The sequence below is a fragment of the Citrobacter sp. Marseille-Q6884 genome, assembly GCF_945906775.1.
Lineage (GTDB): Bacteria > Pseudomonadota > Gammaproteobacteria > Enterobacterales > Enterobacteriaceae > Citrobacter.
Map to the genome: position 1 here is coordinate 2658996 of NZ_CAMDRE010000001.1, position 14253 is coordinate 2673248.

The following is a 14253-nucleotide window of genomic DNA, read 5'->3' on the forward strand; positions in this document are numbered from 1 at the left end:
CGTTTTTCTGATCATCGGTGTATTGAAAAATACTTACGTTGTTAGGATATACACCGGAAAGTATCGATATTCCAGTATGTTGCTTTTTGAGATGGTGTAGGATATCTAATAAGGAATAAATGATGAATACAACAATTAATAATGTTTTCTCGCAGTTAAATATCCCTTTTGCTGGAGCTCCGATTGAGAATGGTAGCACTCAGGTTAAAGGGCTACATGTAAGGGATTCCGCTATTTCTGATTATATTGCTAACAGCCTTGCTGTCGGTACCCGTGGAAACGACGATGGAATTGACATGCACTCAGGGGTGCGTAGTGAGCAGTTTATGCAGTTGCTTAACAATTCACAGCAGGTTCTGGAGACTGCACTGGCTAAACCAGGCGATTCTAAGGCAGTCAGTCTGGTGTTGCCTAAAAGTTCTCAGCAGGCCAGTTTGATCTGTATGTTGATTGAGTTAGCGAATCAAGCATCGATCGCTGACATTGAACTGAGTAGTACTTTTGGCATCATGAGTGAAAAAAGTAATATGAATGCCGCAGATGCGCAAAAAGCTCAGGGGTTGGCTGCTTTCTCTAAAAGTATTATTTCATCATCGATCAATATGGCAAGTACGGGTGTTTCTACGCATAAATCTGTGAAAAACTATTCGGCAACGAAAGTGAATATTAATCAGAACCTGAAAGGTATGCACGATGCGGATCTCAATGTACGCCAAATGCAGAATTCATTAAACGCCAGTAAGAACGAGCGGCTTGATTTGAGTGATATTTCTGAATCGTCGTCCACTGTGAAGAAAGCAGATGGCACGCTTGCTGAATTGCAGAAGCAGGAGAGTGCTATGAAAGCGGAGCATCACGCTGTGGCCTCGCGAAATATCGATGATGCCATCAGCAATCGCGATGCTTTTAACGCGGCCTTTTTGCAAGGAGAAGCGCGTACTCGTCTCACTTCTTCTCAGATTGATGCTCAGCGCGCCATTGGTACATCCGGAGCTAATATTGCAGATGGCTCAGGTACCCTCGCCAGCAACATCGAGCAGAAAGAGGAGACTGAAGCGCGTTCGGCATCAAAAGTTATGGATGGGTCGGTTGAAATGTCACGACAACAGGCCCAGAAATCACAGCAACTTTTGTCAAATATGATGAACTTACTGAATGATGTACGACGTACGGAAGCTGATCTGGTAAGTGCTTTTGCCAATAATATGAAAGCGTAATTCAGGTTAATTCATAATTTATTTTCAACATGTTTAGTTGCATCTTTAGTATTTTAACTAAACCTTGGGGGCTTAAACTCTGAGGTTTGGTTTTTTTAGAACGTGAATGGGGTTTTCAGTCCCTAATACATTTTTGCACAGTGAGAATATTGCACATAAACCTGAAACTAAATGACAATTTATTGAACTGAAAAACCTCTTACACTACTCTGCTTTAAATTTAGCTATGCGTTTGACGACCGCATGCTTCAGCTTTTTATTTATCCATCATCAATACCTGGTCAATCTTTGATATGTTATTTTAACGGTGAATATTATGTCTATGAAGCTAACTCGTAGCGCCTCTGTTGACTCTTCAGTATATCGGCCGGTAAGCGTGGATAAAAAGCTATCTGAATTGGTTTCGGCTCTTCGGACTGTTCATACGACGTCTGAGATGAAATCAGTAAAAACGGATAATGAGTTACCGAAATTTGATTTGCTAAAATTTAGGAATCAATATCGTGAAAGCGTCGCGACAAATGTTATGTCTGCATTAAGTGATGATTTCAAGCAAGCTTATGAAACGGGCGATAATGCGCAAAAAAGAAATCTGGAAAACGTTGCAGTCGCGGTGTATCTGGCTAAGGCTCATCATGCTGATGAAGGGCGTGATGATGTGCAGTTCGGTAAACTCGTCAACAAGTGGCTTGAAGCAATAAAAAATGGTAATAAGAATCCGGGATGCCATTTTTCTGTTGAACAGAATTTCAGTGTTAATCGGAAAAATAAAGAACGTGATTCTTACCACAAAGCGGTCAATGAACTAGGCCTGTATTTAAAGGAAAACTTTGCGGGGCCAAAAGCGCTTGCCAAAGCGGTGATGGTGGATGTCAGGAAAAAATGTAGTGATGTGCTCTCTTTTCATGGCATCGATATTTCAACCGTTTCAAAATATCTGGAACAAACCGCATTTAATGCTGAAAAAAACATGTGTCATTCGATTGCTCATCTTTCCTCTCCGGGAAGGGAAGGAACGGTTTTTTTGAAGCATGCAGCAATACACATTAATTCAATGCTTAATTATCCGAACTATCTGCGAGAAATTTTAAGCCGGGCAGATAACTCCGCTTCACAGCGGGCAGCACCGCCTGTTGAACCCGAAGGAAAGGATATTCCTGCTGTAAAACCGGAAGACAAAAATATTTCTCCGACCGTCCCGGCAAACCCGCCTGTTCCTGAGAGGGAAAGCTTTTATCCGTCAGGCGCAACGCCCGTTGTTAATCTGAGTAACATCGGTAATCCGACGATACATATCGACCTTGGTGATAAACTTGAAAAATTGCTCGAAAGGGGTAATAACGTTTATCATATTCACCATTATCACATTTGTCATTGCCAGCATGTTCATGGCAGTTCTGTACTACCACATAATTTTTCTCTTTTTACACACACAGGCACGACTCAAACGGCTAATGTTGAGCCCGAGCGTTATCCGTCTGGAGTAACGCTCACCCGGCCGATAATGCCATCAATCAGGGGTGTATCGAGCACTGATTTTATAGATTCAACGGATACTGATGATGGCGCAGATGTGGTTGATGGGAGTTCGGTGAATTCTGCATTATCTTCTTTCGCAGATAGCGCTAATGATACGACAGATAACGTAGTTACTGATAAATCAGCCGCAGATAGACACGAAAATGTAGGCCATTCAGTAGACGATGATAATCAGGCCTTATCTGACAACATACAGCCCGCCAGCGAGCGGATCCCGGCTTATGAGCGTACATTTAAAAACAATGGACTCTTAACCGAACCTGTACAGATTTCCACGCCGGGTATTGAGGCATCATTAAAACCGATGCCCAACATCGACACGTTTATTGCGAAGGAAGAACGTGCCGGAGGTGCAGTAACATTGAGTGCACAGGGGTTACGGCGTCCCAATAATGTCGGTAATGATACCGCATCGTTTACCCGGCAATCAGGGTTATTTACCGGTACACTGGAGGATGCAATAAAGAATCAACCGGAACCTGACTTGCAGGTATTGCACAATATTCAGTTATCCGAGAACGAAGAGAGTGATAACACTTTTATTTCCACGGCAACTCTTACGCTTCACCAGCGTAATAAGGCGCTGGAATTCGATAATCCTGCTACGTTGAGACAGCAGGTACGTAGGTCCACTTCTTTATCTGACGAATTTCGCTCGAACAATATAGTCAGCAATAGCACCACGGTACAGGGGGATGGGGTTAATCGCATGGTATCGAACGATGACTCTACTCTTACCAATACTGCAGCAATATCATCTCTGCGGGGTGCTGAGCAAGTCAGTGATGCGACTATGCCGGAAAGAACCCAACAGAATCCGCCTGATGCCAGAATAATCCGACCCTATAGCGCTTATCTGGATGAGAAGGGTAACCCCAAATCACCTGTCACCCTGACAGTAGATGGTTTGCATCGACCACGATATTAACAGGATCAAAATAATAAAATGCAGAGTATCGAAACAATAAATGAATACATATTGTCTGAAGTGACAAAGATAAAATCATTGCCGCCTGGCTCATTTACTATCGATAGCCATATTATCTATGATCTTTACTTTGACTCAGTGGACCTCATTGATCTTCTTACAGCAATTGAAGACGATCTCAATGTAGTTATTGCGGATGATAAACTGGAAAAATTTACAACTCTCTCGTCGATTTCGCAGACGATTTTGCATTGCAGCAGTTGTTAGATTTTTTTGTTAGGGATTATCTTTTTTATTTTCAATCCGAAGGTTATTGAAGGCGAACTCTCTACGGTCATCAACTGAAAAAGACGCTTGTAGCGTCTTTTTGTTGCTGGAGATAAGTCGTTTCTTTCATCTGCGTTAGACAACGCTCACTAAGCAGTATCATCATACGCAATTCTTGTGACTTTTATGCGCCAATCCGCTATCTTGTTTAGCATATAAAACAAAGCTAACCGATTATGGCGTGCGTCACGCTTTTACTCGGTTATTTCGTTAAGTCAGTAAAACGAGAAAGCATGATGAGCGTGATGTTTGATCCAGAAGCAGCAATTTATCCGTTTCCGCCAAAACCGGCTCCATTGAGCGCTGACGAAAAGCACTTTTATCGTGAGAAAATCAAGCGCCTGCTCAAAGAGCGTGATGCCGTGATGGTCGCCCATTACTACACCGACCCTGAAATCCAACAGCTCGCGGAAGAAACCGGCGGCTGTATTTCTGACTCACTGGAAATGGCACGATTTGGGTCGAAGCATTCCGCTTCGACTCTGCTGGTTGCGGGCGTCAGATTTATGGGTGAAACAGCCAAAATTCTCAGCCCGGAAAAAACCATTCTAATGCCGACTTTACAGGCCGAATGCTCTTTGGATCTGGGGTGTCCGATTGATGCGTTTAGCGCGTTCTGTGATGCACATCCTGATCGTACTGTCGTTGTCTATGCCAACACCTCTGCTGCCGTTAAAGCGCGCGCTGACTGGGTTGTGACATCCAGCATCGCGGTTGAACTCATAGAACATCTGGATAGCTTAGGTGAAAAAATTATCTGGGCGCCGGACAGGCACCTGGGCAATTACGTGCAAAAACAGACCGGCGCAGATGTGCTTTGCTGGCAGGGGGCCTGTATTGTGCATGATGAATTTAAAACGCAGGCGTTAACGCGTATGAAAGGGCTCTACCCGGAAGCTGCCGTGCTGGTTCATCCTGAATCTCCTCAATCCATTGTTGATATGGCCGATGCAGTGGGATCAACCAGCCAGCTGATTAATGCGGCTAAAACGCTGCCGCATAAACAGCTTATTGTGGCGACTGATCGGGGCATTTTTTACAAAATGCAGCAAGCGGTTCCTGACAAAGAGTTGCTCGAAGCGCCGACGGCAGGAGAGGGGGCAACCTGTCGGAGTTGTGCCCACTGCCCGTGGATGGCAATGAACGGTCTGAAGGCGATTGCTGAAGGACTTGAGCAGGGTGGTGTAGCTCATGAGATACAGGTTGATGCAGCGCTGCGCGAAGGGGCTCTCCTGCCGCTAAACCGCATGTTGGAATTTGCGGCTACACTACGAGCTTAATTAGAGTATTTCGCTCTGGGGGAAAAGATGGATTTTTTTAGCACGCAGAACATTCTGGTACACATTCCGATTGGCGCAGGCGGTTACGATCTGTCGTGGATTGAAGCGGTGGGCACTATCGCTGGCTTACTTTGTATTGGCCTCGCCAGTATGGAGAAAATCAGTAATTACTTTTTTGGGCTGATAAACGTCACGCTATTTGCCATTATTTTCTTTCAGATCCAACTCTATGCCAGCCTGCTGCTACAGGTTTTCTTTTTTGCCGCCAATATCTACGGCTGGTACGCCTGGTCCCGGCAAACCAGTCAGCATGAAGCTGAACTGAAGATTCGCTGGTTACCGCTGTCGAAAGCGATGGGCTGGCTGGCTGTATGCGTGGTGGCCATTGGTCTGATGACTCTGTTTATCGATCCGGTCTTTGCTTTCTTGACCCGCGTTGCCGTGAACATCATGCAAGGGCTGGGATTACAGGTCGCCGTACCGGAACTGCAGCCGGATGCGTTTCCGTTCTGGGATTCCTGCATGATGGTGTTGTCAGTGGTGGCGATGATCCTAATGACGCGTAAATACGTTGAAAACTGGCTGCTGTGGGTGATCATTAACGTCATCAGCGTGGTGATCTTTGCGCTGCAAGGTGTATATGCGATGTCGCTGGAGTACATGATCCTGACCGGTATCGCACTTAACGGTAGCAGGATGTGGATTAACAGCGCGCGCGAACGTGGCTCACACGCGCTTTCCCATTAATGATGGTGATGTGTATGGCCAGACAGCCCCTGATAAAGGTGGCAGTCTGGCCCGTTACACGGCTGGTATTCCATCTGAATAGTGGCGTGCTCAATGTGGTAGTGATGTATAAGGAAATGCTGAATTCGTTCCAGCAACGCATCGTGGTCATGTGGCGGGATCACCTGCACATGCAGCGTCATGACCGGTTTTTCACCGACCATCCAGACGTGTACGTGGTGCACATTACGCACTTCTGGAATATCCCGACTGAGATGGCGTTGCAATGCAGCAATATCCAACGTGAGCGGCGCACCTTCCAGTAACTCATTCACGCTATCTTTCAATAAACGCCAGGCGCTGCGTAGTACCAGCACGGAAACCAGAATAGAAAGAATCGGGTCCGCGGGCGTCCATCCTGTCCAGATGATGATCAGCGCAGCAATAATCGCGCCGACTGAGCCCAGCAGATCCCCCATCACATGGAGTGCTGCGGCACGAACATTGAGATTTTTCTCTTCACTACCGCGATGCAGAACCCAGAAGGCCAGAACATTAGCCAGCAAACCGGCAACGGCAATCACCATCATCATACCGCCAGCTACAGGGCGGGGCGTTTGGAAACGTTCAATGGCTTCCCAGACGATTAAAATGGTGATCACCACCAGTGCAATCGCGTTCACAAACGCGGCCAGTGTGGTGAGCCTCAGCCAGCCGAAAGTGTGCCGGATGGTGGGAGGGCGACGGGAAAACTGGACGGCCAGCAACGCAAAAAGTAACGCGGCGGCATCGGTAAGCATGTGACCGGCATCTGCGAGTAATGCCAGAGAGCCAGAAAGTATCCCACCGATAACTTCAACCAGCATAAACCCCGCGGTAATACAGAAAGCGAACATCAGTCGCCGGGCATTATTATCTTCTGGCAGCTCAGGAGAAGTATGAGTGTGTGAGTGCGCCATCGTGTCATCCCTTTGTTATTCTCATCTTTACTGTATGACATCATACCGGGTTTGGGCTGACAAAATTAAAAAGGAGAGCGATTGCTCTCCCGTTATTAGCCATATTTTCAGCTTTACTGGCTGGTGCCATCCGTTTTGGTATCAACATCATTGTTGATGTCGCTTCCTACCTTTTTATTCACATCCGGACAACGACCGTCTTTACACATCGAGTTTTTATGTACCTCGTCTTTTGTCATTCCTTCATGGTTCATTGATGAACCGTTCGGGTGCAGCATGGTGCCCCCCGAATTGATTTTATTGTTATCGACGTTATTCGGCGCAACGTTTTCTCGTGCATCCGGGGCCGTTTGGCCTGCATCCGCCGAAGAATTTGCTTGTCCATTATTGGACTGCGTGGTTGTCTCTGCTGCCAGTGCCGCGCCGCTGGCGAGGGTGAGGGTGGCAGTCAGGAAAAGTGAGGCCAGCTTTGTCATTTGCATAATATGCTCCTGTTATGGTCGATATGTCGGATAACCTCTTCCAACAGTGCATGTGCCAGTTAAATCCTCAGAGAGTGGTTAAATATTTCAGTATGAAAATTAAAACCAGCATAGAATATTGAATTAAATGAAAAAATAAGTTGTTGCAGTTAAAAATTGTAGTTTAGATCTCGTTTTTCGCTACTTTATTGCGTTTTTTCGGTTGATTCCAGGATTAATCCGTCCAAAGTGTAAAACCCCGTTTACACTTTATGACTGAAGATATAGATTGGAGGGATTGCATTCATTTATATAAGTATGGCAACGCTGGAAAAATCATGAATTATCAGAACGACGATTTACGCATTAAAGAGATCAACGAGTTATTACCGCCAGTCGCACTGTTGGAAAAATTCCCCGCTACTGAAAATGCCGCAAACACGGTAGCCCATGCCCGCAAAGCGATTCATAAAATTCTGAAAGGAAGCGACGATCGTTTGCTGGTCGTCATTGGGCCATGCTCAATTCATGATCCGGCAGCCGCGAAAGAGTATGCTTCTCGCCTGCTGGCATTGCGTGAAGAGTTAAAAGACGAACTTGAAATTGTGATGCGCGTCTATTTTGAAAAGCCGCGTACCACTGTGGGTTGGAAAGGGCTCATTAACGATCCGCATATGGACGGCAGCTTCCAGATCAACGACGGCCTGCGTATTGCGCGTAAGTTACTGCTGGATATCAACGATAGCGGCTTGCCGGCGGCAGGTGAATTCCTGGATATGATCACCCCACAGTATCTCGCTGATCTGATGAGCTGGGGCGCAATCGGAGCGCGTACAACAGAGTCTCAGGTTCACCGTGAGCTGGCGTCAGGGCTTTCTTGTCCGGTTGGTTTTAAAAACGGTACTGATGGCACAATCAAAGTTGCCATTGATGCTATCAACGCCGCAGGTGCGCCGCATTGTTTCCTGTCTGTGACCAAATGGGGTCATTCCGCGATTGTGAATACCAGTGGTAATGGCGATTGCCATATCATTTTGCGCGGCGGCAAAGAGCCGAATTACAGTGCCCAACACGTTGCTGACGTGAAAGAAGGGCTGGTCAAAGCGGGTCTCTCTCCGCAGGTTATGATCGACTTCAGCCATGCGAACTCCAGCAAGCAGTTCAAAAAGCAGATGGATGTTGCCAAAGACGTTTGCGGACAGGTTGCTGGTGGTGAAAAAGCGATTATTGGCGTGATGATTGAAAGTCATCTGGTGGAAGGTAACCAGAACCCGGATAACGGTGAACCGCTGACCTACGGTAAGAGCATTACCGATGCCTGCATTGGCTGGGAAGACACGGATGCGGTGTTGCGTCAGCTGGCGAATGCGGTTAAAGCGCGTCGCGGCTAAGGATTTAGCTTCACTGAGAATAAAAAAGCGTGGATTTTCCACGCTTTTCTATTTAAGGCGAAGAAATTACTTCGCTTTGCCCTGGTTGGCGACGGCCGCCGCTTTAGCTGCGATCTCGTCAGCATTACCCAGATAGTAATGTTTGATCGGCTTGAAGTTTTCATCGAACTCATACACCAGCGGTACACCGGTCGGAATATTCAGTTCAAGAATTTCATCTTCGCCCATATTATCCAGGTATTTCACCAGCGCGCGCAGAGAGTTACCGTGAGCGGCAATAATCACGCGCTCACCGCTCTTCATACGCGGCAGAATGGTTTCGTTCCAGTAAGGGATAACGCGGTCAATGGTCAGCGCCAGGCTTTCAGTTACCGGCAACTCTTTATCGGTCAACTGCGCATAACGCGGATCGTGACCCGGGTAGCGTTCGTCATCTTTGGTCAATTCCGGCGGCGTGACGGCAAAGCCACGACGCCACTGCTTAACCTGTTCGTCGCCATATTTTTCTGCGGTTTCAGCTTTGTTCAGACCCTGCAGCGCGCCGTAATGGCGTTCGTTCAGTTTCCAGGATTTTTCAACCGGCAACCAGGCCTGATCCAGTTCATCCAGCACATTCCACAGGGTATGGATGGCACGTTTCAGCACAGAGGTATAAGCAAAATCGAAACTGTAGCCTTCCTCTTTCAGCAGTTTACCTGCCGCTTTTGCTTCGCCTACGCCTTTCTCGGACAGATCAACATCGTACCAACCGGTAAAGCGGTTTTCGTTGTTCCACTGACTTTCACCGTGACGTACCAGAACCAGCTTCGTTACAGCCATACACTCACTCCTATAAATCATATTGAATGATAATAATTCTCATTATATTGCCGTAATGCGCCAGCGGCAATGCTTACGCATAACCATAGCGAAAATAGCGACACAGTGTAAGGTTCTTGTGAACTCAAGGTTGCGATTTTGTCTTTAAGTGGTGCGATTTTGAGCGGGGCAGGGAGGGGACGAGCAATAAACCCGATGGCTTGCGTCATCGGGCTTGTCACGGTGCACTATCAGGCAGGTATAAACCGATACTCAGTCACGCTGGTGTACTCCTCGCCAGGACGCAGTAAGCAGTCTGGCTGAGGCCATTCAGGATGGTTCGGGCTGTCTGGTAGGAACTCACTTTCCAGTGCCAGTCCTTGCCAGTCGGCGTACGCTTCAGGTCCACGAGAGGGAGTGCCACCGAGGAAATTCCCGGAGTAGAACTGCAATGCCGGAGCCGAGGTGTAGACCTCCATCTGCAGTTTTTCATCCTGCGACCACAGGTGAGCGGCAGGTTTACGGGCATCACCTTGTGCCTGTAGCAAGAAGGCGTGGTCGTAACCTTTCACCTTACGCTGGTCATCATCGGCCAGGAACTGGCTGTCGATGACTTTGGGTGTACGGAAATCGAAAGAGGTACCTGCTACCGATTTCAGCCCGTCGCGCGGGATCCCTGTCTCATCAACCGGCAGATACGTATCGGCCAGGATCTGCAGCTTATGCTGGCGGATATCGGTTTTGTCACCGTCGAGATTAAAATAAACGTGATTCGTTAAATTCACCGGGCACGGTTTATTCACCGTCGCACGGTAGGTGATCGAAATACGATTATCGTCAGTCAGGCGGTACTGTGCCGTCGCGCAAAGATGGCCAGGGAAGCCCTGATCGCCATCGTCTGATGTTAAGGCAAACAGCACCTGGCGGTCGTTCTGATTCACTATCTGCCAGCGGCGTTTGTCGAAACCGTCGGGCCCGCCATGCAGCTGGTTTTCACCCTGGCTTGGCAGTAATTCAATGGTTTCGCCTGCAAAAGTATACCGACTGTTCGCGATACGGTTAGCGTAACGGCCAATCGATGCGCCAAGAAACGCAGACTGATTCGGGTATTGCTCCGGGCTGGTACAGCCGAGTAGCGCTTCGCGAACGCTACCATCGCTGAGTGGGACGCGCGCAGACAAAAGCGTTGCGCCCCAATCCATTAGGGTAACGACCATCCCTGCGTCATTCCGCAGGGTTAGCAGTCGAAACGGCTGGCCATCGGGGGCCAGTACGGGAATTTCGTTTAGCACTGTCCGGCTCCTTGTGAAGGTTTGCAGACATAGAACGTTTCTTTGATACCGGTTTTCGCTTCGTACTGTGTGGCGACAGCCTGCTGGACAGCAGGAACCAACGCTTGCGGAATCAGCGCCACAATGCAGCCACCGAAACCACCACCCGTCATGCGCACACCGCCTTGATCACCAATGGTCGCTTTGACAATCTCAACCAGCGTATCAATTTGCGGTACGGTAATTTCGAAATCATCGCGCATGGAGGCGTGAGATTCCGCCATCAGCTGACCCATGCGCAGTAGGTCGCCTTTCTCCAGCGCTTCTGCGGCTTCAACGGTACGGGCATTTTCAGTCAGCACATGGCGAACACGTTTGGCAACGATCGGATCCAGCTCGTGTGCGACGGCGTTAAATGCCTCCAGGCTGACATCACGCAGCGCGGGCTGCTGGAAGAAACGTGCACCTGTTTCACATTGTTCGCGGCGGGTGTTGTACTCACTGCCCACCAGCGTACGTTTAAAGTTACTGTTGATGATGACCACCGCCACACCTTCAGGCATGGAGACCGCTTTGGTGCCCAGTGTGCGACAGTCGATCAGCAGCGCATGATCTTTCTTGCCAAGAGCAGAGATCAACTGGTCCATAATCCCGCAGTTACAGCCGACAAACTGGTTTTCAGCTTCCTGACCGTTAAGGGCGATTTGCGCGCCATCGAGCGGCAGATGAAAAAGCTGCTGGAATACCGTTCCCACCGCCACTTCCAGCGAAGCCGAAGAACTTAAGCCTGCCCCTTGCGGTACGTTGCCGCTGATCACAAGATCCGCACCACCAAAAGCGCTATTGCGTTTTTGCAGATGCTTCACCACGCCACGCACATAGTTTGACCACTGTTGGCTGTCGTGGGCGATAATCGGCGCATCAAGAGAAAACTCATCAATCTGATTATCGTAGTCAGCGGCAATAACGCGAACTTTACGATCTTCACGCGCCGCACAACTGATGACAGTTTGGTAGTCAATTGCGCAAGGCAGGACGAAACCGTCGTTATAATCGGTATGTTCGCCGATCAGATTTACGCGACCAGGTGCCTGAATAGTATGGGTTGCAGGGTAGCCAAACGTTTCAGCAAACAGAGATTGTGTTTTTTCTTTCAGACTCATTATTTAAACTCCGGATTCGCGAAAATGGATGTCGCTGACTGCCCGCAGACGTTCAGCGGCTTGTTCTGCCGTCAGGTCGCGCTGGGTTTCCGCCAGCATTTCATAACCGACCATAAATTTACGCACGGTTGCGGAACGCAGCAGCGGCGGATAAAAGTGTGCATGCAACTGCCAGTGTTCATTCTCTTCGCCATTAAATGGCGCACCGTGCCAACCCATTGAGTAAGGAAATGAGCACTGGAACAGGTTATCGTAACGACTGGTCAATTTTTTCAGCGCCAGCGCCAGGTCAGCACGTTGCGCGTCGGTCAAATCGGTAATACGCAATACATGTGTTTTCGGTAGCAGCAGCGTTTCGAACGGCCATGCCGCCCAGTAAGGCACTACCGCCAGCCAGTGTTCGGTTTCCACCACCGTGCGGCTACCATCAGCCCGTTCACGCTGGACATAATCGACCAGCATGGGGGATCCCTGTTCAGCGAAGTACGCTTTTTGCAGACGATCTTCACGCTCGGCTTCGTTGGGCAGGAAACTGTTGGCCCAAATTTGACCGTGCGGATGCGGGTTCGAGCACCCCATCGCAGCGCCTTTATTTTCAAACACCTGCACCCAGGGATAGGTTTTACCCAGATCCGCCGTTTGTTCTTGCCAGGTTTTGACGATTTCCGTCAGGGCAGGCACGCTAAGCTCTGGCAACGTTTTGCTGTGGTCCGGCGAGAAGCAAATCACGCGACTGGTTCCACGAGCGCTTTGGCAGCGCATCAACGGATCATGACTGTCCGGCGCGTCCGGGGTATCGGACATCAGAGCCGCAAAGTCGTTAGTAAAAACGTAGGTACCCGCGTAATTCGGATTTTTGTCGCCGGTCACGCGCGTATTGCCTGCGCACAGGAAGCAGTCAGGATCATGAGCGGGCAGAACCTGCTTAGACGGCGTTTCCTGCGCCCCTTGCCAGGGGCGTTTGGCGCGATGCGGCGAAACGAGGATCCACTGCCCGGTGAGCGGGTTAAAGCGGCGATGTGGATGATCGACGGGATTAAATTGGGTCATGACAAATCCTTAGTCCGGGTATCCCTGCGGGTGGCGTGACTGCCAGTGCCAGGTGTCTTGTGCCATTTCGTCCAGCGTGCGGGTAACACGCCAGTTCAATTCACGGTCAGCTTTGCTGGCATCAGCCCAGTAGGCAGGCAGATCGCCGTCACGACGCGGTGCGAAATGGTAGTTAACAGGTTTACCGCAGGCTTTACTGAAGGCGTTGACGACGTCCAGCACGCTGCTACCGACGCCCGCACCCAGGTTATAAATATGCACGCCCTGAATGCCCGCCAGTTTTTCCATGGCGACAACATGGCCGTCAGCCAAATCCATCACATGGATATAATCACGCACGCCGGTGCCATCTTCGGTAGGGTAGTCGTTGCCAAATACCGCGAGAGAGTCGCGGCGACCAACGGCAACCTGGGCGATGTAAGGCATCAGGTTATTTGGAATGCCTTGCGGATCTTCGCCCATATCCCCTGACGGATGTGCGCCAACCGGATTGAAGTAACGCAACAGGGCAATGCTCCAGTCTGGCTGTGCTTTTTGCAGATCGGTCAGGATCTGTTCAACCATCAGTTTACTTTTACCGTATGGGCTTTGCGGCGTACCGGTGGGGAAGCTTTCAACGTAAGGGATTTGCGGTTGATCGCCATAGACTGTCGCTGAGGAGCTGAAGATAAAGTTCTTCACGTTGGCGGCGCGCATAGCGTTGACCAGACGTAGAGTACCGTTGACGTTGTTGTCATAGTACTCCAGCGGTTTAGCAACGGATTCCCCCACGGCCTTCAGACCGGCAAAGTGAATGACCGTGTCGATGGCATGATCGTGCAGAATTTCGGTAATCAATGCTTCGTTACGGATATCGCCTTCAATGAAAGTCGGATGCTTTCCACCTAAACGCTCAATAACGGGCAGGACGCTGCGCTTACTGTTGCAGAGGTTATCAAGGATGACGACATCGTGACCGTTTTTCAGTAACTGCACACAAGTGTGGCTTCCAATGTAACCGCTACCACCTGTAACCAATACTCTCATAATTCGCTCCGTTAAGCCTATGCTATGCAATAACCATAGCATATCAAAGATGCGAAAAGTGTGACATGGAATAAATTAGTGGAATCGTTTACACTTCGGCATTTTCACAAAGCTTTA

The 14253-nt window shown here is 49.0% G+C and carries 13 protein-coding genes; 6 read left to right on the forward strand and 7 right to left on the reverse strand.

All coding sequences use genetic code 11. From position 1 onward, the window contains the following. The first annotated feature begins 122 nt into the window (after positions 1-122). The 5 genes from N7268_RS12565 (at position 123) to pnuC (ending at position 6038) form a co-directional block, all read left to right on the forward strand. Positions 123-1217, forward strand: a complete 1095-nt coding sequence (locus N7268_RS12565; RefSeq protein WP_260863168.1) for an IpaC/SipC family type III secretion system effector — start codon at positions 123-125, stop codon at positions 1215-1217. Between the two features lie 316 nt (positions 1218-1533). Next, positions 1534-3684, forward strand: coding sequence for a hypothetical protein (locus N7268_RS12570; RefSeq protein ID WP_260863169.1), 2151 nt, complete (start codon positions 1534-1536; stop codon positions 3682-3684). Positions 3685-3702: 18 nt separating this feature from the next. Then, positions 3703-3951, forward strand: a complete 249-nt coding sequence (locus N7268_RS25195) for an acyl carrier protein (protein ID WP_409929189.1) — start codon at positions 3703-3705, stop codon at positions 3949-3951. A gap of 296 nt (positions 3952-4247) precedes the next feature. After that, positions 4248-5291: a quinolinate synthase NadA gene (gene nadA / locus N7268_RS12575; RefSeq protein ID WP_260863170.1), complete on the forward strand. Its 1044-nt coding sequence runs from the start codon at positions 4248-4250 to the stop codon at positions 5289-5291. A gap of 27 nt (positions 5292-5318) precedes the next feature. Then, entirely contained in the window at positions 5319-6038 is a 720-nt protein-coding gene (gene pnuC / locus N7268_RS12580) for a nicotinamide riboside transporter PnuC (RefSeq protein WP_198904850.1), read from the forward strand. Here pnuC and zitB read toward each other — a convergent pair. Further along, the gene (gene zitB / locus N7268_RS12585) at positions 6035-6976 is read right to left on the reverse strand and encodes a CDF family zinc transporter ZitB (protein WP_260863171.1); all 942 of its coding nucleotides are present in this window, start codon (positions 6974-6976) and stop codon (positions 6035-6037) included. The two genes, pnuC and zitB, sit on opposite strands and share 4 nt — an antisense overlap. A 113-nt stretch (positions 6977-7089) precedes the next feature. Continuing rightward, positions 7090-7458 (reverse strand): YbgS-like family protein, encoded by a 369-nt coding sequence (locus N7268_RS12590; protein WP_260863172.1) that lies wholly within the window; start codon positions 7456-7458, stop codon positions 7090-7092. 317 nt (positions 7459-7775) lie between these two features. Between N7268_RS12590 and aroG the strand changes: the two genes are divergently transcribed. Next, positions 7776-8828 carry a 3-deoxy-7-phosphoheptulonate synthase AroG gene (aroG, locus tag N7268_RS12595; protein WP_260863173.1) on the forward strand — a complete coding sequence of 351 codons (1053 nt, stop codon included), beginning with the start codon at positions 7776-7778 and terminating at the stop codon, positions 8826-8828. A 66-nt stretch (positions 8829-8894) separates the two neighbouring features. Here aroG and gpmA read toward each other — a convergent pair whose 3' ends face one another. From gpmA to galE, 5 genes are all read right to left on the reverse strand, one after another. After that, positions 8895-9647 carry a 2,3-diphosphoglycerate-dependent phosphoglycerate mutase gene (gene gpmA / locus N7268_RS12600; protein WP_260863174.1) on the reverse strand — a complete coding sequence of 251 codons (753 nt, stop codon included), beginning with the start codon at positions 9645-9647 and terminating at the stop codon, positions 8895-8897. A gap of 230 nt (positions 9648-9877) precedes the next feature. Next, positions 9878-10918, reverse strand: coding sequence for a galactose-1-epimerase (gene galM, locus N7268_RS12605; protein ID WP_260863175.1), 1041 nt, complete (start codon positions 10916-10918; stop codon positions 9878-9880). Then, complete coding sequence (galK, locus tag N7268_RS12610; RefSeq protein ID WP_260863176.1) at positions 10912-12060, reverse strand: galactokinase; 1149 nt, start codon at positions 12058-12060, stop codon at positions 10912-10914. The genes galM and galK overlap by 7 nt, the downstream gene beginning before the upstream one ends. Positions 12061-12063: 3 nt before the next feature. Beyond that, the gene (gene galT / locus N7268_RS12615; protein ID WP_260863177.1) at positions 12064-13110 is read right to left on the reverse strand and encodes a galactose-1-phosphate uridylyltransferase; all 1047 of its coding nucleotides are present in this window, start codon (positions 13108-13110) and stop codon (positions 12064-12066) included. A gap of 9 nt (positions 13111-13119) precedes the next feature. Further along, positions 13120-14136: a UDP-glucose 4-epimerase GalE gene (gene galE / locus N7268_RS12620; RefSeq protein ID WP_260863178.1), complete on the reverse strand. Its 1017-nt coding sequence runs from the start codon at positions 14134-14136 to the stop codon at positions 13120-13122. Positions 14137-14253 lie beyond the last annotated feature (117 nt).

Excerpts from the sequence above, each read along its gene's own strand:
- galK (WP_260863176.1), bottom strand. The coding sequence starts at position 12,060 with ATGAGTCTGAAAGAAAAAACACAATCTCTGTTTGCTGAAACGTTTGGC.
- N7268_RS12565 (WP_260863168.1), top strand. The coding sequence starts at position 123 with ATGAATACAACAATTAATAATGTTTTCTCGCAGTTAAATATCCCTTTT.
- gpmA (WP_260863174.1), bottom strand. The coding sequence starts at position 9,647 with ATGGCTGTAACGAAGCTGGTTCTGGTACGTCACGGTGAAAGTCAGTGG.
- galT (WP_260863177.1), bottom strand. The coding sequence starts at position 13,110 with ATGACCCAATTTAATCCCGTCGATCATCCACATCGCCGCTTTAACCCG.
- N7268_RS12590 (WP_260863172.1), bottom strand. The coding sequence starts at position 7,458 with ATGCAAATGACAAAGCTGGCCTCACTTTTCCTGACTGCCACCCTCACC.
- nadA (WP_260863170.1), top strand. The coding sequence starts at position 4,248 with ATGAGCGTGATGTTTGATCCAGAAGCAGCAATTTATCCGTTTCCGCCA.
- N7268_RS25195 (WP_409929189.1), top strand. The coding sequence starts at position 3,703 with ATGCAGAGTATCGAAACAATAAATGAATACATATTGTCTGAAGTGACA.
- aroG (WP_260863173.1), top strand. The coding sequence starts at position 7,776 with ATGAATTATCAGAACGACGATTTACGCATTAAAGAGATCAACGAGTTA.
- zitB (WP_260863171.1), bottom strand. The coding sequence starts at position 6,976 with ATGGCGCACTCACACACTCATACTTCTCCTGAGCTGCCAGAAGATAAT.
- galE (WP_260863178.1), bottom strand. The coding sequence starts at position 14,136 with ATGAGAGTATTGGTTACAGGTGGTAGCGGTTACATTGGAAGCCACACT.
- pnuC (WP_198904850.1), top strand. The coding sequence starts at position 5,319 with ATGGATTTTTTTAGCACGCAGAACATTCTGGTACACATTCCGATTGGC.
- N7268_RS12570 (WP_260863169.1), top strand. The coding sequence starts at position 1,534 with ATGTCTATGAAGCTAACTCGTAGCGCCTCTGTTGACTCTTCAGTATAT.